The organism is Pseudomonas khavaziana, assembly GCF_019145205.1.
GTDB lineage: Bacteria > Pseudomonadota > Gammaproteobacteria > Pseudomonadales > Pseudomonadaceae > Aquipseudomonas > Aquipseudomonas khavaziana.
In genome coordinates this window covers 288,758-309,726 of the sequence record NZ_JAHSTT010000006.1, presented here as the reverse complement: position 1 = coordinate 309,726, position 20,969 = coordinate 288,758, and the positions used below count along the sequence as shown (strand labels likewise).

14 protein-coding genes are annotated in these 20,969 nt (G+C 67.0%); 13 read left to right on the top strand and 1 reads right to left on the bottom strand.

The genetic code is table 11. The features are described from left to right. Positions 1 to 12: 12 nt before the first annotated feature. Genes KVH01_RS17320 through KVH01_RS17260 form a run of 13 tightly spaced genes read left to right on the top strand, consistent with a single transcriptional unit; the run spans position 13 to position 19,829 of the window. On the top strand, positions 13 to 5,466 hold the full coding sequence (locus KVH01_RS17320) for a non-ribosomal peptide synthetase (RefSeq protein WP_217882218.1): 5,454 nt from the start codon (positions 13 to 15) through the stop codon (positions 5,464 to 5,466). Next, positions 5,463 to 7,202 (top strand): ABC transporter ATP-binding protein, encoded by a 1,740-nt coding sequence (locus KVH01_RS17315; RefSeq protein WP_217882217.1) that lies wholly within the window; start codon positions 5,463 to 5,465, stop codon positions 7,200 to 7,202. The genes KVH01_RS17320 and KVH01_RS17315 overlap by 4 nt, the downstream gene beginning before the upstream one ends. Continuing rightward, positions 7,199 to 8,944, top strand: a complete 1,746-nt coding sequence (locus tag KVH01_RS17310) for an ABC transporter ATP-binding protein (protein ID WP_217882216.1) — start codon at positions 7,199 to 7,201, stop codon at positions 8,942 to 8,944. Before KVH01_RS17315 ends, KVH01_RS17310 begins: the two co-directional genes overlap by 4 nt. Beyond that, positions 8,938 to 10,041: a saccharopine dehydrogenase NADP-binding domain-containing protein gene (locus KVH01_RS17305; protein WP_217882215.1), complete on the top strand. Its 1,104-nt coding sequence runs from the start codon at positions 8,938 to 8,940 to the stop codon at positions 10,039 to 10,041. Before KVH01_RS17310 ends, KVH01_RS17305 begins: the two co-directional genes overlap by 7 nt. Then, entirely contained in the window at positions 10,038 to 11,072 is a 1,035-nt protein-coding gene (locus KVH01_RS17300) for a class I SAM-dependent methyltransferase (RefSeq protein ID WP_217882214.1), read from the top strand. Before KVH01_RS17305 ends, KVH01_RS17300 begins: the two co-directional genes overlap by 4 nt. Beyond that, positions 11,069 to 12,739 (top strand): class I SAM-dependent methyltransferase, encoded by a 1,671-nt coding sequence (locus KVH01_RS17295; RefSeq protein ID WP_217882213.1) that lies wholly within the window; start codon positions 11,069 to 11,071, stop codon positions 12,737 to 12,739. Before KVH01_RS17300 ends, KVH01_RS17295 begins: the two co-directional genes overlap by 4 nt. Beyond that, a complete protein-coding gene (locus KVH01_RS17290; protein ID WP_217882212.1) occupies positions 12,736 to 13,914 on the top strand; it encodes a cytochrome P450 in 1,179 nt (392 codons plus the stop codon). Before KVH01_RS17295 ends, KVH01_RS17290 begins: the two co-directional genes overlap by 4 nt. Beyond that, the gene (locus KVH01_RS17285; protein ID WP_217882211.1) at positions 13,911 to 15,050 is read left to right on the top strand and encodes a Gfo/Idh/MocA family oxidoreductase; all 1,140 of its coding nucleotides are present in this window, start codon (positions 13,911 to 13,913) and stop codon (positions 15,048 to 15,050) included. The genes KVH01_RS17290 and KVH01_RS17285 overlap by 4 nt, the downstream gene beginning before the upstream one ends. Next, positions 15,047 to 15,766, top strand: a complete 720-nt coding sequence (locus tag KVH01_RS17280; protein ID WP_217882210.1) for a VOC family protein — start codon at positions 15,047 to 15,049, stop codon at positions 15,764 to 15,766. The genes KVH01_RS17285 and KVH01_RS17280 overlap by 4 nt, the downstream gene beginning before the upstream one ends. After that, on the top strand, positions 15,759 to 17,357 hold the full coding sequence (locus KVH01_RS17275) for a (2,3-dihydroxybenzoyl)adenylate synthase (RefSeq protein WP_217882209.1): 1,599 nt from the start codon (positions 15,759 to 15,761) through the stop codon (positions 17,355 to 17,357). Before KVH01_RS17280 ends, KVH01_RS17275 begins: the two co-directional genes overlap by 8 nt. After that, positions 17,354 to 18,100: a thioesterase II family protein gene (locus tag KVH01_RS17270; RefSeq protein ID WP_217882208.1), complete on the top strand. Its 747-nt coding sequence runs from the start codon at positions 17,354 to 17,356 to the stop codon at positions 18,098 to 18,100. Before KVH01_RS17275 ends, KVH01_RS17270 begins: the two co-directional genes overlap by 4 nt. Further along, on the top strand, positions 18,097 to 18,405 hold the full coding sequence (locus tag KVH01_RS17265; RefSeq protein ID WP_217882207.1) for an isochorismate lyase: 309 nt from the start codon (positions 18,097 to 18,099) through the stop codon (positions 18,403 to 18,405). The genes KVH01_RS17270 and KVH01_RS17265 overlap by 4 nt, the downstream gene beginning before the upstream one ends. Then, the gene (locus tag KVH01_RS17260) at positions 18,402 to 19,829 is read left to right on the top strand and encodes an isochorismate synthase (protein ID WP_217882206.1); all 1,428 of its coding nucleotides are present in this window, start codon (positions 18,402 to 18,404) and stop codon (positions 19,827 to 19,829) included. The genes KVH01_RS17265 and KVH01_RS17260 overlap by 4 nt, the downstream gene beginning before the upstream one ends. Here the strand turns inward: KVH01_RS17260 and KVH01_RS17255 are convergent. Continuing rightward, positions 19,717 to 20,922 (bottom strand): XylR family transcriptional regulator, encoded by a 1,206-nt coding sequence (locus KVH01_RS17255; protein WP_217882205.1) that lies wholly within the window; start codon positions 20,920 to 20,922, stop codon positions 19,717 to 19,719. The genes KVH01_RS17260 and KVH01_RS17255 overlap by 113 nt on opposite strands. Between the last annotated feature and the right edge of the window lie 47 nt (positions 20,923 to 20,969).

Below are 20,969 nucleotides of genomic sequence, written 5' to 3'. Positions count from 1 at the left end.
GGAGCTGTCCCCATGCCCGCCGCCAAACTGTTAAGCGAACTCAAGTCCCTGGGCGTCGAACTCTGGCCCCAGGATGGCCAACTCAAATTCCGTGCCCCCCAAGGCCTGCTCGACGCCGAACGCCTGGCGCAATTGCGCGAGCATAAGCAGCAGATCCTGCACCTGCTGCAAACCCAGGAGCGGCCCGAGGTGGTGGCCGATCCCTTGCAACGTTACGCGCCCTTCCCGCTCACCGATGTACAGAATGCCTACCTGCTCGGCCGCCAGTCATCATTCGGCTACGGCAATGTGGCGTGCCACGGTTACCTCGAACTGAGCTGGCCGAGCCTCGACCCGCAGCAGGTGGAACAGGCCTGGAACCGCCTGATCGCCCGCCACGACATGTTGCGTGCGGTGATCGCCAGCGAAGGCTCCCAGCGCGTGCTGGCCGAGGTCGCCCATTACCCGCTGGCGGTCACGGACTTGCGCGGCGCCACTGGCGAGCAGCACCAGCATGGCGTACAACAGATTCGCCAGGCCATGGAGCAGAAGCTCTACCCCACCGAGACCTGGCCGCTGTTCGAATTGCGCCTGAGCCGCAGCGACAACAGCGACACCCTGCACTTTTCCATGGACTCACTGATCGCCGACTGGGCCAGCGCGCAACTGCTGTTCAATGAGCTGGAGCAGCTGCTGCACGATCCCCAGTCCAGCTTGCCGGACCTGGACATCACCTTCCGCGACTACCTGCTGGCCGAACGCGGCCTGCTCGAAGGCAGCCGCCATCAGCGTGACCGTGACTACTGGCTGACGCGTCTCGATGAACTGCCCCCAGCCCCGCAACTGCCGGCGCCCCTGAGCGGCGAAGACACCACAGTGCCACGCTTCCAACGCCACTCGGCGCACCTCGATGCGCAGCCATGGGCCGCCCTGAAAAGAGCCGCCAGCGCCCTCGGCCTCACTCCCTCCATCGTGGTGCTCAGCGCCTATGCCGGCACCTTGCAACGCTGGAGCCAGCAACCGGCGTTCAGCCTCAACCTCACGCTGCTCAACCGCTTGGCGCTGCACCCACAAGTCAACCAACTGGTGGGGGATTTCACCTCGGTCAGCCTGTTGCAGGTCAATGCTCCCCAGGGCCAGGATTTCACTGTCCAGGCAAGGCAACTGGGCAACCAATTGTTCGCCGACCTGGAGCACCGGCTGTTTTCCGGCATTCAAGTGATGCGCGAAATCGGCCGCCGTCGCGGGCGTGAGGCGGCGGCCATGCCGGTGGTGTTCACCAGTGCCATTGGCCTGGCGATTGAACCGCCCGCCACCAGCCAGCGCCGGGTCGGCCACGGCATTACCCAGACCCCGCAGGTAACCCTGGACTGCCAGGTGATGGACGACGCGAACGGCTTGCACATCCACTGGGACGTGCGCCAAGGCGTGTTCCCCGACGGTTTGGTCGAGGACATGCAGCAGGCCTTCGTTGCCCAATTGCAGGCATTGGCCCTCGACCCGGCCACCTGGGACCAGCCCATGCAAGTGCCGCTACCGGCCTGGCAACAGCGTGAGCGCCTGGCCGCCAACGCCACCGCCGCGCCGCTGCCCACCGGGCGCCTGCATGACGGCCTGTTGGCCATGGCCTGGGAACGGCCACAGGCCCTGGCGGTGGTCGACGCCCACGGCAACCTGACCTACGCCGCCCTGATGGAGCGCGCCCTGGCAGTCGCCGCAGCCCTGGGTGCCGCCGGTTGCCGCGCCCAGGAACCGGTGGCGATCCTGATGCCCAAAGGCCGCGACCAAGTGGTGGCGGCCTACGGCGTGCTGCTGGCTGGCGCTGCCTACCTGCCGCTGGACAGCAGCGCCCCTGCCGCCCGCCGCGACCGCGTACTGCACAGTGCCAAGGTGCGGCATGTGCTCGGCCACTCCCAGGCAGTGCCAGGCACGCCATTGCCCGAGGGGGTGCACTGGCATGCGGTGGATCAACTGGCAGCCGCTACGCCGGACTTGCCGGCACAGGACGCCAACCCCGACGACCTCGCCTATGTGATCTACACCTCCGGCTCCACCGGCGAGCCCAAAGGCGTGATGATCAGCCACCGCGCCGCCCTCAATACCGTGCAGGACATCAACCGGCGCTTTGCGGTCAACGCCGCTGACCGGGTGCTGGGCCTGGCGCAATTGAGTTTCGACTTGTCGGTGTATGACCTGTTCGGCCCCCTCGCCGTGGGCGGCACCCTGGTGCTGCCCGACCCGGCGCGGGGCGCCGACCCGTCGCACTGGGCCGAGCTGATACAGCGCCATCAGGTTACGCTGTGGAACTCGGTGCCGGCGCAGCTGCACATGCTGGCCCACTACCTGCAAGCCGAGCCACGGCCCCTGGACAGCCTGCGCCTGGCGCTGTTGTCGGGTGACTGGATACCGCTGAACCTGCCGCCGCAACTGCAAACGCTGGTGCCGGGCCTGGCCCTGGTGGCCCTGGGCGGTGCCACCGAAGCCTCGATCTGGTCGAACCTGCACCCCATCGGCGCGATCGACCCGGCGTGGCGCAGTATTCCCTACGGCCTGCCGCTGGCCAACCAGGGCTTGCGCGTGCTGGACAGCCAATGGCGCGATGCGCCGACCTGGGTGCCGGGCGACCTGTACATCACCGGGGTCGGCCTGGCCCAGGGTTACCTCGGCGACCCGGCGTTGAGTGAAGCGCGCTTCTTCGCTCACCCCCTCGACGGCCAGCGCCTGTATCGCACCGGTGACCGTGGGCGCTACCTGCCGGGGGGTGAACTGGAGTTCCTCGGCCGTGACGACGGCCAGGTCAAGATCCGCGGACACCGCGTGGAGCTGGGGGAAATCGACGCCGCACTGCTCGCCACCCCAGGCGTGGACAGCGCCGTCAGCCTGCTCAGCGGCGAGCTGCTGGCCTTCGTCACGGCGGCGCGCGTCGAACCCGAGCCGCTGCCGGGCACACCACTGCTGACGGCAGTGCAACGTTATGCCGACAGCCAGGTCGGCAACTTTGACGCGCAGCAGGTACGCGACTATCAGGCTGACCTCAACGCCGCCGCCTTGAGTTCGATGCTGGATGTCATGCTCAAGGCCCAGTTGTTCAGCGGCGCGCTGGCCGAGCCGGATGCAGCTGCCATCCTCAGTGCCTTGCAGGTGCAACCGCGCCATCACTGGTTGGTGCGGCGTTGGTTGCTGGCCTTGTGTGACGCGGGCCTGTTGCAGCGCGAACAATCCCGCTATCGCCTGCTGCATGGCGCGCCGAACCCGGCGCTGGCCTGGGGCCGGGTGGAACAGGCAGTGGCGTGCGGGCTGTGCAGCCAGGCGCTGCTCGACTACCAGCTCAGCCATGTAGCACAACTGCCACAACTGCTGCGCGGCGAGGTCAACCCGTTCGATCTATTGTTCCCCCAGGGCCAGCAAGACCTGGCGTTGCAGCTATACGGCGGGGATGCGGTATCGCGCTACAACAACCACAGCATCGCCGCGCTGATCAACCGCCTGGCCACCCACCATGACAGCGACGGCCCGCTGCGCATCCTTGAAATCGGTGCGGGCACCGGGGCCACCAGCACGCCGGTGATCAGCCTGCTCGACGGCCTGGACGTGGATTACCTGTTCACTGACATAACCGCGTTTTTCCTGCCGGCGGCCAAGCAGCGCTTTGCTGATCACGCGTGGGTGCGCTACGGCGTGCTCGACATTGACCAGGATATCCGCCCCCAGGGCCTGGCCAGCAACAGCGTGGATATCGTGCTGTGCGCGGGCATGCTCAACAGCGTCAATGACATCGACAACGCCCTCGGCCAGATCACCGAACTGCTCAGCCCCGGTGGCTGGCTGGTGTTCAGCGAACCGACCGGCGAATGGCCGCCGATCCTGCTGACCCAAGGCTTTATGATGACCCCGGCGGGCGACGACCACGACGTGGGCCGCAGCGGTTTGCGCGCTGCCGATATCTGGCAGGCACGGGTCCAGGCATTCGGCGGCGAATGCCTGCCGGCGCTGCCCCACGCCGACCACCCGCTGGCCGCCCTCGGCATGCAGGTATTCGCCGCACGCTTCAAGGCCGGGCTGCAACGCTTGAGCGTCGACAGCCTGCGCCGCGCCCTGGCGCAACGCCTGCCGGACTACATGCTGCCGGCGCACCTGCAAGTGCTCGACCGCCTGCCCCTGACCGCCAACGGCAAAATCGACCGCAAGACCCTGGCCAACTGGCGCCCCGCCATCGATGCCCAGGCCGGCAGCCACGAGGCGCTGCCCAGCGACCCGCTCAAGGCCCAACTGTGCCGGGTGTGGGCCGAAGCCCTCGGCCTGGCGCAGATCGGCGCCGACGACAATTTCTACGAGAAAGGCGCCGATTCGCTGATCCTCGCCCGCGTTGCCGGCCAACTGCGTGAACAACTGCCCCAGGCGCACAGCCTGAGCTACGACACCCTGCTGCGGCAGATGCTCAACGAGCCGACTGTCAGCGCCCTGGCGCGCCTGCTCAACCACGATGAAAGCACCCCCACCGCCGCGGCGCCTGACCCGTCGCAGCGCGCCACCCACAGCAACGCCCTGGTAGTGCCGTTCGGCGGTGGCGAGATTGGCCCGGTGCGGGTGATGTTCCATGCCGCCCTGGGCACCCTGGATTATTTCCAGCACCTGGGCCGTGCGCTCGCCGCCCAGCAGGCCGGGCCGGTGATTGGCTTTGCGGTGGCCGACACCGCGCAGTACCTGGCGTTGGAACCCAAGCGCCTGATCGAAAGTGTGGCCCAGGACTATGCCGAACGCTTGGTCGCCGACGGCCATCAACGCTTCCAGCTAATCGGCTACTGCCTTGGCGGCCTGCTCGCCACCGAAGTCGCCCGGCGCCTGCTGGAGCGCGGCATGGAGGTGGTGGACCTGAGCCTGATCGACAGTATCCCGATGTTTATCGACACCGACGAAGAGCTGGCCTATGAGGCGATCTTCGTGCCCAACCTCAACCTCGACCCGGTCAAGACCGTGTTCGGCGCCCATATCGAAGACTACGACGTATACCGCGCCATTGACCTGCTGATGGCCCGCGACAACCGGCGCGTGCCCGCCGGGGCCATGGCTGCCCTGGGCGGCGACCCGGGCCTGGAAGCCCTGGCGCTGGCGGTCCGGCAACAATCGGCGCGCAGCCAGGAAGAGCGCCTGGCCGAGTACGCCCGCCTGGCGTCCGGCCAGGCCGGGGTGCCGATCGGCCCCGAGCTGGTGCCGACGCTGTTTCGCGTATGCCGCCACAGCATGCGGGCGGCGCGGTTCGACCCACCCCCTTTCCTCGGCAACATGACCTACCTGCGCTGCCTGGAACAGCAATCGTTCGGCATCACCGGCGGTGTCGGCCACCTGGCGGCGCCGTTCTGGGAGGACGCGTGCCTGGGCCAGTTCAACTTGATCGACGTGCCCGGCAACCACTTCAGTGTGATCGAACCTCCCCATGTGCACACCGTCACCGCGCACCTGCTTGAGGCCCTTCGGAAAAACTCATGACCACCGCCCTGGATACCCTCAAACACCCGGTCAACCGCTTGATCCGCCTCGGCGTGATGTTTGCCGCCGTCGGCGCGCTGGTCAACCTGGTGCCCTTTATCGGCCTCACTGAACTTGGCCGCTTGTTACTCGCCGGCAACGCCGACAGCGCCACCCTGTGGCAGTGGGCAGCGTTGGTGGTGATCGCCCTGAGCCTGGGCTGGATGGCCAGCGGCGTCGCACTGTGGCTGACCCACCTGGCCGACCACCGCCTGCAATCGAGCTTGCGCGAGGCCATGGTGCGCAAGCTGGGGCGCGTGCCCCTGGGCTGGTACACCGACACCACTTCCGGCGCCGTGCGCAAGGTGGTGCAGGACGACCTCGAAGACCTGCACCACCTGGTTGCGCATCACGCGGTGGAAGTGACGGCGGCGATTGTCACGCCCTTGGCGGGACTGATCTGGCTGGCGACATTGAACTGGCGCCTGGCACTGCTGGCGGTGCTGACCCTGCCGATCTACGCGCTAGCCTACAGCCTGATGATGCGCGGCTTCGGCGCCAAGATGCAGTTGCTCGACAAGAGCATGACCCGGGTCAGCGCGGCGATTGTCGAGTTTGTCCACGGCATTGCCGTGGTCAAGGCGTTCGGTCAGGTCGGCCAGGCCCATCGCAGTTATCAGCAGGCGGTCAACCAGTTCAGCACCCAGTACGCCGGCTGGGTCAAGCCGCTGCTGCGCCTGGAAGCCTTCTCGTCGATGGCCTTGAGTGTGCCGGTGATCCTGTTGGTCAGCCTGAGTATGGGCAGCCTGTTGCTGGCCCAGGGTTGGATCACGCCATTGCAGTTGTTCGCCGAAACCCTGGTGGCGGTGGTGATCCCGCAATCGCTGCTGGTGATCAACCAGAGCCTCACCGCGCAACGCACCGCTCTCGCCGCGGCAGACCGCATCGAAGCGCTGCTGGGCGTCGAGGAGCTGCCGACGCCCAAGGTCTGCGTACCGCCCCAGGGCAGCGACATCCGCTTTGAACAGGTGCAGTTCGGCTATGACCCCGCGCATATGATCCTCAATGGCGTCGACCTGCACTGCCCCGCCGGCAGCGTCACCGCGCTGGTGGGCGCCTCCGGCGCGGGCAAGTCGACCCTGGCCAAGCTGGTGCCGCGCTTTCACGACGTCAGCGCCGGGCGGGTCTGCGTGGGCGGTGTGGATGTGCGCGAGATCGACCCGCGCCAGCTGTATCAGCACGTGGGCTTTGTGTTGCAGGACGCGCAACTGGTGCACGGCACGGTGGCCGACAATCTGCGCCTGGGCCGCCCCGAGGCCAGCGATACCGAGGTCGAGGCTGCGGCCCGCTCGGCGCAGATCCACCAACGCATCCAGGCCCTGCCCCGAGGCTATCAATCGGTGGTTGGCGAAGACGCGATTTTCTCCGGCGGTGAAGCCCAGCGCCTGTCCATCGCCCGCACGCTGCTGGCCGATACGCCGGTGCTGATCCTCGATGAAGCCACCTCCCACGCCGACCCCGAGTCCGAAGCCTTGATCCAGGACGCGCTGTCTGCCCTGGCCCGCGGTCGCACGGTGCTGGTGATTGCGCACCGCCTGGCGAGTATCTGCGGCGTCGACCAGATCGTCGTGCTCGACCAGGGCCGCGTCCTCGAAAGCGGCCGCCATGACCAACTGCTGCAGGCCAACGGCGCCTATGCCCGGCTGTGGCGCGCCAGCGCCGAAACCACCGCCCCCGACCTGGAGATGTCCTTGTGATCCGCAGCCTCGTGACTTTATTGGGCCCGGCCCATGCCGCACGCCTGTACCGCTACCTCGCCTGGCTGGTGACCAGTGCCGTGCTGCAAGGGGTGGCCGTGGCGTTTCTGGTGCCGATTCTGCACGCGTTGTTTGCTGGCGACCTGCACAGCGCCTTCCATTGGCTGGCAGGCCTGGCGGCGATGGTGGTGCTGAACTGCATTGCCCACTACCAGCAGGCCATGAAGGGGTTTGCCCTGGCCCTGATGGTGTTGACCACCCTGCATGATCGCCTCGGCCAGCACCTGGTGACCTTGCCTTTGGGTTGGTTCAATTCGGAGAAGGTCGGACGCCTGTCGCGCAGTGCCACCAGCGGCACCTTGATGGTCACCGGCTTGTTTGCCCATTACCTGGGGCCGGTGGTGTCCGGCGTGGTGGTACCGGCCACGGTGGCGCTGAGCCTGTTTGTGTTCGACTGGCGCCTGGGCCTGACGGCCGTGTTGTGTGCGCCGCTGATCTACTTCACCCATCACTGGTCGGCGGCAGCCATCGGCAGCAACGACGCACGGGTAGAAGCGGCCGCGACCCTGGCCGGCAACCGCGTAGTGGAGTTCGCCCGCTACCAGCAAGTGCTGCGGGCCTTTGGTCGCACCCAGGACGGGTACGCGCCGTTGCAGGCCGCCAACCTGGCGCAGAAACACGCGGGCGGCTCGATGCTGTCCCAGACCTTTCCGAAATTGCTGGCCGGTGGCTTGACCGTGCAGTTGGCCTTTGCGCTGCTGGTGGGCGTAGGTATTGCCCTGGCCGCCCACGGCGACATCGACGCCATCCAGTTGGTCGCCCTGCTGGCTCTGGCAGCGCGCTTTGTCGGGCCACTGGCCGAAGCGGCGGCGCGCAGCGGCTTGCTGCGCATGGCCGGTAACGACCTCGACCAACTGGTGAGCATCCTGCGCGAGCCGTCGTTGCCGGAGCCGGCGGTGAGCCAAGCGCTGACGGCGCCCGGCAGCCTGGCGTTTGACCAGGTCAGCTTCGCTTACCCCAGCGGGCCCAAGGTGCTGCACCGCCTGACGTTCAACGCCCCGGCCCATTCCATGACTGCGATTGTCGGCGCCTCGGGCTCGGGCAAGACCACCGTCACGCGCCTGCTGATGCGTTTTTTCGATGCCAGCGAGGGCAGCGTCAAGGTCGGCGGCGTGGACGTGCGCGAGCTGTCCAATGCCGCGCTGATGGCGCAATTGTCCCTGGTGATGCAGGACGTGTACCTGTTCGACGACAGCCTTGAGGCCAACATTCGCGTCGGCAGCCCGGACGCCAGTGCCGAACAAGTCGCCGAAGCCGCACGGCTGGCCGGCGTGGATGAAATCGTCGCACGCCTGCCCCAGGGCTGGAACACGCCAGTGGGCGAAGGCGGCGCGGCGCTGTCCGGCGGTGAGCGCCAGCGCGTATCCCTGGCCCGGGCCCTGCTCAAGCGGGCGCCCATCGTATTGCTGGATGAAGCCACGGCGGCCCTGGACCCGCACAACGAAGCCTTCGTACAGGCAGCGATCCGCAGCCTGATGCAACGCTCCACGGTGCTGGTGATTGCCCATCGCCTGCCGACCATCATGGCCGCCGACCAGATCCTGGTGCTGGATGAAGGTTGCCTGGTGGAGTCCGGCACCCATGCGCAGTTGCTGGCCCGTAACGGTCGCTACGCAGGGTTCTGGCATGACCGCCAGCGCGCCGGTGGCTGGCGCCTGAATGCCGAGGCCCAGCCATGCTGATCGGGGTGTTGGGCGCCAGCGGCGACGTGGGGCTGGCCAGCGCCCAGGCGTTGTTGACACTGGGAGTCAATGAGCTGCGACTGGGCGGGCGCGATGCCGTCAAGGGTGCGCACTGCGTGCAGGTGCTCCAGCAGCAATGGCCCCAGGCACGCTTGCAATGGGTTGCGGCGGACTTCACCGACGCCAGCGCCATGGCCGCGTTCGCCCGTGGTTGCGATGTGCTGCTCAACTGCGCCGGCCCGTCCTGGCGCGTAGGGGCGCGTGCCGCACACGCCGCGTTGCAGGCCGGTGCCCATTACGTCGATGCCGCCGGCCACATGCACCTCGACCCGGCCCAATGGCGTGGCCGCTGCGCGGTGCTGGATGCCGGCCTGCAACCCGGGCTCACCGGCCTGCTGCCGCGCTGGTTGGCCGAGCAGGCATTCACCCGGGTGCGCAGCCTGACCAGCTATTTCGGCTTGCGCGATCACTTCACCGCCGTGGCCGCCGACGACTTTTTGCACGGCGCGGTGGACGGCAGCAGCGAACCACTGGCGGCCTGGCGCAACGGCCGTTGCAGCCGTGCACTGCGGCGCCGGCGCCAGGTGTCGGTGCCGTGCTTCCCCGGCCAGGTCCACCTGTTGCCCTACCTGAACCTCGAGGGCGAACGCCTGGCCATGGACCTGAACCTGGAGGTCGGCCACTGGTTCAACGTGATCACCGATGGCTACGTGCTCAAGGCCCTCGACCAGGCCCACGGCCTGCCACGGGCCGACGCCGTGCAGCGCTTGTGCGAGGCCAGTCGCCTGGATCTGAGCGGGCAAGCGCCTTTTGTCACGCTGCTGCTACAACTCGATGGCGTGTACCACGAGCAAACCCTGACCCGCAGCCTGGTGCTCAGCGGCGCCGGCAATGCGGCGCTGACCGGTGCCATGGCCGCCGCCACGGTGATCAGCGTGGTGGAGGGCGAGATCCGGTCCGGCTGCCATGCAGCCGCCGAGGCCCTGCCCCCCGCCGCCAGCCTTGAACGCCTGCTGCGCACCTCGGCGATCCGCGCCCTGAACCTGCTGCACGGCCCACTCGATCAACTGCATGCCGCCGAAGAAGGTTGCCTATGAACACCGCCCTGAACGAGTTGGAACACTTGAGCCTGGGCGTGATGGCCCAGGTGCTGCTGCACACCCAGGCGTTGCCGTTGCAAGCCTGGCGCAACGCCGAACAGATCAACGCAGCGCTGGGCACGGCTGCGCGGCATGCCTGGGTGGTGCGGCGTTGGCTGGCGGCGTTGACCCGTACCGGCCTGCTGCGCAAAGAAGGCGAACGCCTGGGGTGGTCGGCAACGCCTCTCGACCCACAGGTCGGGGAACTGCCGCGCCTGTATGCCGAGTTGGGCTTCCCAGCCAATATGGCGCGCCTGCACACCCAAGTCATCGAGTGCCTGCCCGAGCTGCTGCGCGATCAATTCACCCTCACCCACTTGCTGATGGGCGGCGGGGACCCGGTCAAAGTGCTGGGCGCTTACCAGCACAACCCTTTCACAGCGGCGATCAATCAAGCCCTGGCCGAACGGGCGCGGCAAGTCAGCGCCGCAGGTGGAACGTTGCGGGTGCTGGAACTGGGCGGTGGTGCCGGCTGCACCACCGACGCGGTGCTCGCAGCGCTGCAAGCGCGGCAAAAGGACTATCGCTTCACTGACATCAGCTCGTTGTTTACCGGCGCGGCACAGCGCCAGCATCGCCTCGAACCGGGGATGCAATTCGGCCTGCTCGACCTCGATCGCAGCTTCAGCAACCAGGGTATTGCGCCCCACAGCCAGGACCTGGTGATCGCCGGCAATGTGCTGCACAACGCCCGCAACCTGCCCGATTGCCTGGGGCAGATCCGCACCAGCCTGGTCGATGGCGGCACCTTGCTGTTCAGTGAGTCCATCGCCGACAACCCGGCGATGCTGACCTTCATGCACCTGTTGTTGTCGCCCCCCGCCGATGCACCGTTGCGCGCCAGCGATGAAGCCTTCATGGCACCCGACGCCTGGCGCCTGGCCTTGCAGGCGGCCGGCTTTGAGTTGCTCGAGGTATGGCCCGCTGTGTCGGAACCGCTCGCCGCTGCTGGGCAACGCTTGTTCCACGCCAGAGGAGTTTCAACATGAATGTCGACACCTTGCTGATCGACCTGCCCGCCGCCTTTCCTTGGCATCTACCGGCCTTTACCGACCTGGGCGTGAATCAACAGGCCCCGGCCCGGTTGCTGGCGGTGCTCGAACGCCAGCGCCCGGCGGTGGTGGTGATGGGCGCCGAACAACTGGAACGCCTGCTGGATTTTCCTGCACTGGCCTTGAGTGACCTGAGCCACCTGGAGCAGGTGCTGTTCGTCAGCCCGCGCCCGGGCGACTGGCAACTGGCAGAACGCGCCGCGGCGCAACTCGATTGCCGCGTACAGGGCTTTACCGACGACGGGCGCGAGCTGGCCAGTGTCAAGCGTGAGCACCAGCGTTGGTGTGAGCGGGCCTTGGGGCATCCTCAGGTCAGCGCCGTCGCCCTGCATGGCCAGACGCTGTTCGCCGTACCCCAGCCTTGCGCACCGGCGGCGGTGGAGGATCATCTGGACGCGACCGGGGCCGCCGTCAATCAGCAGTTCAGCGCCATACAACTGCACGACGCGGTGGAGTTGAACCAACGCTTGAGCCACGCCGCGTTGCTGTCGATGCTCAACGGCCTTGAGCAATGCGGCCTGCTGCCGGCGCCCCTTAACGACGTGGCGCAAAGCCTCGCCAACGCCGGCATCGCCCCTGGCCACCGGCCCTTGATCGCACGCTGGCTGGACGTGTTGCAGGCCCAGGCGCTGCTGCGCCGCCAAGGCGACCACCTGCATCCCAACCTCGACCCCAACGCCTGGAGCGACGCCAGACTGGACGCTATCTGGGCGCAACTGAGCCGGGACTGGGAACACAACACCGGCGGCTGCGCCACCCTTGATTATGCGCGGGACAATGCCCGCCAGTTGCCGGCGCTGATGCGCGGTGACTGCGCGGCGGTGCACCTGCTGTTTCCCGAAGGCCGCACCGAACGTGCAGCGGCGTTGTATCGCGAAAGCCTGGCGGCGCAGTACCAGCACCGCGCCGTGGCCCACTGGATCGGGGCCTGGGCTGCACGCCAATCAACTGAACCTTTGCGCGTGCTGGAGGTGGGGGCTGGCACCGGCTCCACCACACAGGCGGTGTTGCCGGCCCTGGCGAATGTAGCGGTGGACTACCTGTGCACCGACGTGTCGCGCTACTTCAGTGAACAGGCCGCCGAGCGCCTGCGCGCCTGGCCGTGGGTGCGCCACGGCGTGTTCGATATCGACCGCCCCGCCGTGGCCCAGGGGTATCCCACCCAGAGTTGGGACCTGATCGTCGCCGGTGGCGTGCTCAACGCCGCCCGCGACACCCAGCGTTCGCTGTCCACCCTGCTGGCCTTGCTCAAGCCGGGCGGCTGGCTGGTGTTCAGCGAGCCGACCCAGGAGGAATTCTGGGTCATGGCGTCCCAGGCGTTCATGCTCAACCAGGCCAGTGACGAGCGTGCACTGGGCCGCAGCACCTTCCTCAACCTCGAGCAGTGGCAGACCGCCCTGGCCCGCGCCGGCTTCCAGGGCAATCGCAGCCTGCCCGCTGCCGATCACCCATTGGCGCGCCTGGGCCATCGTGTGTTCGTCGCCCAGGTGCCGAGCCAGCGCCTGAGCCGTGCCGCCTTGGCCGCCCACCTGGAACACCCCGACCTGCAGCTTGAACTGCTCGACCATTTGCCCGACCTGCCTAACGTCAAGGACTTGCCATGACCCCGCTGGCCTACCCGTTCAACGCCTTCACCGACCTGGAGCTGGCTGAGCCATACCGCCATGCCCAGCAGGCACCGGGCCTGTTGCGTATCCAGATGCCCATCGGCGCGCCCGCCTGGCTCGCCACCCGTTACGACGATGTACGCCTGGTGCTGGGTGACCGGCGTTTCAGCCGCAGCGAAGCGTTTCGTCGTGACGACGCTCCACGGGCATTCCCGCGGATTGCCGGAGGCATTGTGATGATGGACCCGCCGCAACTCACGCGTATCCGCTCCCGCGCCGCCCAGGCGTTTACCCGGCGCCGCGTCGAAGCCTTGCGCCCCCATGCCCGGGCCTACGCCCATGAATTGATCGACCGCATGCTCGCCGCTGGCCCGCCTGCCGACCTGGTCAATGACTATGCTTTGCCGCTGCCCCTGGCATTGATCTGCGAGCTGCTCGGCGTGCCGCTGCAAGACCGCGAACGCTTCAAGCTGTGGAATGACTCGCTGCTGTCGACCCGCCCCGAAGACGCCGCCCTGACCCAGCAACACCTGGGCGAACTCGCGGCGTATATCAAGGGCCTGATCACCGAGCGCCGCCGCCAGCCACAGGACGATTTCATGACCGCCCTGGCCCAGGCCGATGAACACGGCGAGCGCCTGAGCGAAGACCAACTGCTGCTGTTGTGCATCGCCATCCTTGTCGCCGGCTACGAAGGCAGCGCGTCGCAGATCCCCAATTTCATCCAGGTGCTGCTGGACAATCCTGCGCAGTGGCAACAGTTGAAGGCTCATCCCGAACAGATCCCCCAGGCGGTGGAAGAGCTGCTGCGCTATATCCCGTTGGCATCGGCGGCGATGTTTGTGCATTACGCCCTGGAGGACACTCAGGTGGGTGAGACGTTGGTACGCCAGGGCGAGGCAGTATTCGCCTCGATTGGCGCAGCCAACCATGACCCGGCGCGCTTTGCCGAGCCGCAGACCCTCGACCTGCAACGCGATGCCAGCGGCCATTTCGGCTTCGGCCATGGCCTGCATCACTGCATCGGCTCTGCCCTGGCGCGGGTGGAATTGCAGGAGGCCTTGCAGGCGTTGGTGGAACGCCTGCCCAACCTGCAACGCTGCGGTGAGGTGCAGTGGAAAACCGCGACGTTCTTTCGCGGCGCCCATTGCCTGCCGGTGACCTGGTCATGAGTGGCGCACGTAAACGCGTGATCGTCGCCGGCACCGCGTTCGGCCGCATCTACCTGCAAGCCCTGGCCCGTGCCCATGAGCGCTATGAACTGGTGGGCATCCTGTCGCGGGGCAATGCCTATTCCCAAGCCTGCGCCGACCACTACGGCGTGCCGCTGTTCGAAACGGTCGAGCAGGTGCCCAACACGGTGGATATCGCCTGCGTGGTGGTGCGTTCCGGCGCCACCGGAGGCGCCGGCAGCGAACTGGCCCAGCAGTTGTTGCGCCGCGGCATCCACGTGTTGCAGGAACACCCGGTGCACCACCGCGAAATTGCCGCGTGCATGCAGGCGGCGCGCCAGGGCCAGGCGGCCTACGCGGTGAATACGCTGTACCCGAATATCCTTGCGATCCGCCGCTTTCTGGCGGTGGCCGCGTACCTGCGTGAGCAACAAGGCCTGGCCTATATCGACGCGGCCTGTAACAGCCAGGTGGCTTACCCCTTGCTGGATATTCTCGGGCGCCTGGCCGGTGGTTTGCGGCCCTGGGCATTTGCGGCACCGGCCGCTGGCGTGGGTGCGCAGCCCTTTACACGATTGAACGCCAGCTTCAATGGCGTGCCGATCAGCCTGCGCGTGCAAAACCAGGTGCATCCCCAGGACCCGGACAACCACTCGTTCCTGCTGCATCGCCTTGAAGTCGGCTGTGAAGGCGGCGTGCTGAGCCTGTGCGACACCCACGGCCCGGTGCTGTGGAACCCCCGCCTGCATGCGCCACGGGACGCCACCGACCGCCTGATCATGGCAGGCGAAGGCAGCGAGAGGCTGGCCGGGCCGAGCATGGTGGTGCTCGACCCGCAGATACCCGCCAGCTATCACCAGGTGTTCAGCGAGCTCTGGCCGGACGCAGTCAGCCTCGCCCTCGACGCGCTGTGCGACGACATCGACGAGCCGGCGCGGCGCCTGCGCAGCGGCCTGTGGGCCACCGAGGTGTCGATGGCCTGGCGCGAGATGAACAGCCTGATCGGCATGCCCGCCTTGATTGAACCGCCGATGCCCCGGGCCCTTCCGCTGGCCGAGCTGCACCGCCGCGCCGACGCGGTGCAACCGCCCAGCGCTGACCCCGGCGCACAACTGTTGGGAGCCCTGCCCTTGTGAATACTGCCCAATCCCGCTCGTCCTGCAGCCATGTGTTGTTGTGGGTGCGCGATCTGCACCAGGCCGTGGCGAACTTTCGCGCCGCCGGGTTCGAGGTCACTTACGCCACTGCCGAGGCTCGCGCCCAACACGCGCATATCTGGTTCAGCCACGGGCCGATCATCGAGTTGCTCACCACACCCCGCCACGCCTGGCTATTCAAGTGGCCCATCGACTGCCTGGCCGGCCGAGGTGCCGGGCAGCGCATGTTGCGTTGGGCCGCCCACGGCGAAGGCTTCTGCGACCTGGCCTTGCTGTGCGATGAGCAACTGCTGGCGCCGCGCCTCAAGGATCTCGCGGCCTGCGGCGTGGCCATGGGCCGGGTGGTGAAGTGGCAGCGCACCTGTGCCAACGGCAGCCAGACGCGCTTTCGTTTCGTCTACCCGCGCCATGCGCGCCTGCCGTTCCTGGTCACGCCCTACACGCCTTCCCAACATCCGGAGCGGTTGATCCACCCCAACGGCGCCACCGGGCTGACGGCGATTCACCTGGGGGTCAGCCCTTCCGACCGCACCGCCCTCGACCTGCTGGCGGGCGATGACCCGATGTTGCACCTGCATCCGGCTGAATATACCGGCGTACAGGCGGTGCAAATCGCCGGCCTGGCGCAACCGCTGACCCTGCACGGCGCCCAGTTGCTGGGCTGCCCGACTGCCCAAGGAGATTCCCATGCTTGATGGTTGCACTGACTGGCCCGAAGACTTTATCCGCCGCTACCGCGAGCAAGGCTATTGGCAAGGCGTGCCCCTGGGCCAACTGCTGCGCGAACAAGCCCGACGCACGCCGCAGCAGGAAGCCTTGGTGGATGGCAATCGTCGCTGGAGCTACGCCGAACTGGACCAACAGGCCGACCGACTGGCCGCCGGCCTCGCCGAACGCGGGCTGGTCGCCGGCCAGCGGGTGCTGGTGCAACTGCCCAATATCGCCGAGTTTTTCAGCCTGACCTTCGCCCTGCTGCGCCTGGGAGCGATCCCGGTGTTTGCGCTGCCGGCCCATCGCGAACATGAACTGGCGCACCTGGCCCACCTGAGCCAGGCGGTGGCCTATGTGATTGTCGATCAGCACCTGGGCTTCGATTACCGGCCGCTGGCGCGCACCCTGCGTGAGCAGGTGCCGAGCCTGCAACAGGTGTGGGTGGTGGGCGCGCCCGAGGAGTTCGTGGCCCTGGCCGATTGCGTCGCCGCGCCCCGCGAATTCCCGGCGCCGGACGCCCGGGACGTCGCGGTGCTGCTGTTGTCCGGCGGCACCACCGGCCTGCCCAAACTGATCCCGCGCACCCATGACGACTATGCATGCAATGCCCGGCTGGCTGCCCAGGCCTGCGGTTTCGACGGCCACACCCGTTACCTGGCAGCGCTGCCGGTGGCGCACAACTTCCCGCTGGCCTCGCCTGGCGCCCTCGGGGTGTTCAGTGTCGGCGCCACCCTGGTACTGGCGCCGGAGCCGAGCCCCGACACCGCCTTCGAACTGATCGAACGCGAACGCATCACCCACACCGCCTTGATCCCGCCGCTGGTGTTGCTGTGGCTGGAAGTTGCGCAATGGCCCGACCACGACCTCAGCAGCTTGCAATGGCTGCAAGTCGGCGGTGCGCGGCTCAAGGCCGAGATCGCCGCCCGCATCCGCCCGGCCCTGGGCTGCGGCCTGCAGCAGGTGTACGGCATGGCCGAAGGCTTGCTGTGTTTTACGCCGCTGGACGATCCCGAGGAACGGGTCTTCGACACCCAGGGCCTCCCCCTTACGACGGCGGATGAGATCCGTATCGTCGATGCCGACGATGTACAGGTGGCGCCCGGCGCCGTGGGGGAATTGCTGGTGCGCGGGCCCTACACCATCCGTGGCTATTACAACGCCGCCGAGCACAACCAGCGGGCGTTTACCGCCGACGGGTTTTATCGCAGCGGCGACCTGGTCCGGCGCCTGCCCGAGGGCCATTTGATTGTCGAGGGGCGCAGCAAGGATGTGATCAACCGCGGCGGCGAGAAGATCCCGGTGGAAGAGATCGAGAACCTGCTGCTCGGCCATCCGCTGATCCGCGATGTGGCGCTGGTGGCCCTGGCCGATGAGTTACTGGGCGAGCGCAGCTGCGCCTGCGTACTGGCCCACGGTGAACCCTTGGACCTGGCCTCGATCAACGCCTGGCTGCGCGAGCGGGGGCTGGCGGCCTATAAGTTGCCGGACCGCTTGCAGGTGCTGCGCGAGTTCCCGCTGACGCGCCTGGGCAAGGTCAACCGCAAGGCCCTGGCCGAACAGGTATTGGCCTCATGAGCCCGTGGCTGCGCGTGCTGCGTGAGGGCCAGCAGCCCCGCGCACGCCTGGTGTGCCTGCCCCATGCCGGTGGCAGCGCGAGTTTTTTCCGCCCGTGGCTGGCGCACCTGCCGGGGGATATCGACCTGCTGGCGGTGCAGTATCCCGGCCGTGAAGAGCGCTTCAACGAGGCGCATATCCCGTGCCTGGCGAGCCTCGCCGAACACATCAGCCAGGCGTTGCTGGCCTTGCCTGCGCGGCCCCTGTGGCTGTTCGGCCACAGCATGGGCGCAGCGCTTGCCTATGCCGTGGGCGTACAGCTTGAAGCCGCTGGCATGGGGGCTGCCCACGTATTTGTCTCGGCCCACGCACCGCCGCACCGGCAACCACCCAGCGACCTGCACCGCCAGGACGACGCCACGCTGATCGCCGACATCCTGCGCCAGGACGCCCAGGCCGCCGGCCTGTGGGCCAACCCGCAGTTGCGTGGGTTGTTCCTGCCGGTGTTGCGCAGCGACTACCAGGCCATCGAGACCTGGCGCCCCGCCCACCTGCTGCCCTTGGCCGCACCGCTCGATGTGCTGCTGGCGCACGGCGACGCCGAGGTCAGCCTGGAGCAGGCCCGCGCCTGGGCCGACCTGAGCCGCCACACCCCGGATATCCGCTGGTTCGACGGCGACCACTTTTACCTCAAGCATCAGCCGCGACCGGTAATCCACCACCTGTTGCAGCGCAGCGCCTACCTTCAGGAAGACTCACAATGAAAACCCCGGAACACTGCACTGGCCTTCACGACATCCGCCATGCCATCGACAGCCTCGACCAACAGATCATCGACGCCCTGGGCCTGCGCATGCAGTACGTCAAGGCCGCCTCGGCATTCAAGCCGGACCAGGCCAGCATCGCCGCCCCGGAACGCGTCACGGCGATGCTGCCCCAGCGTCGGCAATGGGCGCAGGACGTGGGGCTGGATGGGGAATTTATCGAAAGCCTGTTCAACCAGATCATCCACTGGTACATCGCCGAGCAGACGGCCTTCTGGCTGCAAAAAAAGAGCAAGGCGGTATGAACGCCGCCGACTTGCTCACGGTGTTCCAGGCCGCGCACCAAAGGGCGGTGGCGTACCAACGGCCGGTGATTGCCGTCAGCGCGCACCCCGCGCCGACGCTGGCGCCTTTGGCGCTGTATGCAGCCCATCGGCAGGGCTTTTTCTGGTGCGCACACTCGCCGGACCTGAGCCTGTTCGGCCTGGGCTGCGCCTGGCAGATCGAAGCCCGCGGCCCCGGGCGCATGGCCGAGGTGGATCGCCAATGGTTTGCGCTGTGCGCCGATGCGTTGGTGCAGGGGCCCTACCCGCCGTTGCTGCTGGGCGGCATGCGCTTCGATGAGCAGCAACCCTGTGCATCCCATTGGGCGCCGTTTGCCGACGCCAGTTTCCACCTCGCCCACTGGTTGCTCAGCGAAGACGCCACGGGGCGCTGGCTGCGTTGCCAGCGTGTGGTCCAGCCGGGCAGCGATCCTGCTGCATTGGTGCACGAAAGCCTGGCCGCCTACGAACAGTTGCTCAACCCCGCCCCCCAACTAACCTCTACACCCGATGTGCTGGAGCGCCGTGCACTGCCCCGGCATCAATGGCAGGCCAAGGTCGAGACCGCACTGCATGCCATCGCCCGGGGTGAGTTGAACAAGGTGGTGCTGGCGCGGCATATCGACCATCACCTGGACGCCACCCTCGATACCGGCGCGGTGATGGGCCGTTTGCACGCACGCCGCAACGCCTCGCACCTGTTCGCCATCCACCGTGGCGAGCACTGTTTCATGGGCGCCACGCCAGAGCGATTGCTCAGTTGCGCGGCGGGTCGCCTGACCACCCACGCCCTGGCGGGCAGCACCCGTCGCGGGCTCTGGCCGGATGAAGATCAAGCCCTGGGTGAGCGGCTCTTGGCCGACCCCAAGGAACAGCACGAACATCGGCTGGTGGTGCAGACCATCACCCAGGCCCTGCACGACAAGGTCACCGATCTGCACGCCGCGCCGTGCCCTGGCCTGTTGAAACTGGCCACCGTGCAGCACCTGAGCACGCCCATCACCGCGCAACTGAATGTCGGCAAGCGCCTGCTCGACGGCGTCCAGGCGCTGCACCCCACCCCCGCCGTCGGCGGCTTGCCCAGGGCACCTGCGCTGGGTTTTATCCGTGAACACGAAGGCTTCGACCGTGGCTGGTACGCCGCGCCGGTGGGCTGGCTGGACGCCAATGGCAACGGCGACTTCCTGGTGGCACTGCGCTCGGCCTTGATCACGCCCAGACACTGCCATGCCTTTGCCGGCTGCGGGATCGTCGAGGGCTCGCTGCCGGCCAACGAATACGAGGAAACCCAGATCAAGCTGGCAAGCATGCAACAGGCGCTGCAACTGGCCTGCCCTGCTGATACTGACGTGGCGTACAGCCAAACTCACGACGAAACACCGTATGCAAGTACTGCGCAGAGGTGAAGCCGCAACTGGCGGCGATGTCGGCAATGGCCAGGTCCCGGTTTTCCAGGCCCTTGGCGGCAGCGGCGAGTTTGAAGCCGAGGATTTCGTCATGCACGCTGCAGCCGCGCATCTTGCGAAAGTGCGCTTCCAGGGAAGAGCGTGAGACCCCGACATAGGCGGCGACCTGGTCGGTCTTGATCCCCTGGCAAGCGTATTGCCGGATAAACAGCAACGCCTGCATCACATAAGGGTTACCCAGGGGCTGATGCAGGCTGGAGGCCTGCACGTTGATCGCATCCGGCGGCACCAGCACCTGCGTGCCGGCGCAGGGCTTGCCATGCAGCATCTGGTGCAGCAAGGCCGCGGCGGTACGGCCCATGGTCTCCGTGCCCTGGATCACCGAACTCAGCGGCACCCGCGTAAGGGTGCGGGTCAGTGGGTCGTTGTCGATACCGATCAACGCCACTTGCTCCGGCACGGCAATACCGGCGGTCAGGCAGGCTTGCAGCAATTGCCGGGCGCGGGCGTCGGTCACGGCGATAATGCCAATAGGCTTGGGCAGGCTGTGCAGCCAGGCAATCTGCTGCTCCACCGCGCTGTCCCACAACGGCGCGCTGGTGCCCAGGCCGCGATAGATCTCCACCTGCAAGCCATCGCGTTGCATCAAGCGGCGAAAGGCTTTTTCACGCTCCTGGGCCCAACGATTGGCCTGGGCTTCGGGCAGGCTGAAACAGGCAAACCGCGTCAGCCCGGCCTCGATCAAATGCTCGTAGGCCAGCTTCATCAAGGCGTGGTTATCGGTGGCGACATAGGGAATGCCCTTGGGGTACGAGCTTGCGTCCTCGTAAGATCCCCCCACCGCCACCACCGGTATCCGACTCCCAGCCAGCGCCTCGCCGATCAGCGGGTCATCGAAGTCGGCAATGATGCCGTCCCCCTGCCAGCGTTCGATACCGCGCAGACGGCAGAGAAAGTCCTCCTCCAGGAACAGGTCCCAGGATGCGCGCGTACTGCTCAGGTAATTGCCGATACCGGTGATGATGCCGCGGTCGTAGATTTTGCTGCCGTTGAAGAGCAAGGCGATGCGGTGCACGGGCGGTAGGGTTTTCATTGTTTTTGTCCTGGGGCCGGTGGGTGCAGATGAGTACTCAAAGGTCT

Excerpts from the sequence above, each read along its gene's own strand:
- KVH01_RS17290 (WP_217882212.1), top strand. The coding sequence starts at position 12,736 with ATGACCCCGCTGGCCTACCCGTTCAACGCCTTCACCGACCTGGAGCTG.
- KVH01_RS17305 (WP_217882215.1), top strand. The coding sequence starts at position 8,938 with ATGCTGATCGGGGTGTTGGGCGCCAGCGGCGACGTGGGGCTGGCCAGC.
- KVH01_RS17275 (WP_217882209.1), top strand. The coding sequence starts at position 15,759 with ATGCTTGATGGTTGCACTGACTGGCCCGAAGACTTTATCCGCCGCTAC.
- KVH01_RS17260 (WP_217882206.1), top strand. The coding sequence starts at position 18,402 with ATGAACGCCGCCGACTTGCTCACGGTGTTCCAGGCCGCGCACCAAAGG.
- KVH01_RS17270 (WP_217882208.1), top strand. The coding sequence starts at position 17,354 with ATGAGCCCGTGGCTGCGCGTGCTGCGTGAGGGCCAGCAGCCCCGCGCA.
- KVH01_RS17320 (WP_217882218.1), top strand. The coding sequence starts at position 13 with ATGCCCGCCGCCAAACTGTTAAGCGAACTCAAGTCCCTGGGCGTCGAA.
- KVH01_RS17285 (WP_217882211.1), top strand. The coding sequence starts at position 13,911 with ATGAGTGGCGCACGTAAACGCGTGATCGTCGCCGGCACCGCGTTCGGC.
- KVH01_RS17265 (WP_217882207.1), top strand. The coding sequence starts at position 18,097 with ATGAAAACCCCGGAACACTGCACTGGCCTTCACGACATCCGCCATGCC.
- KVH01_RS17300 (WP_217882214.1), top strand. The coding sequence starts at position 10,038 with ATGAACACCGCCCTGAACGAGTTGGAACACTTGAGCCTGGGCGTGATG.
- KVH01_RS17255 (WP_217882205.1), bottom strand. The coding sequence starts at position 20,922 with ATGAAAACCCTACCGCCCGTGCACCGCATCGCCTTGCTCTTCAACGGC.
- KVH01_RS17315 (WP_217882217.1), top strand. The coding sequence starts at position 5,463 with ATGACCACCGCCCTGGATACCCTCAAACACCCGGTCAACCGCTTGATC.
- KVH01_RS17295 (WP_217882213.1), top strand. The coding sequence starts at position 11,069 with ATGAATGTCGACACCTTGCTGATCGACCTGCCCGCCGCCTTTCCTTGG.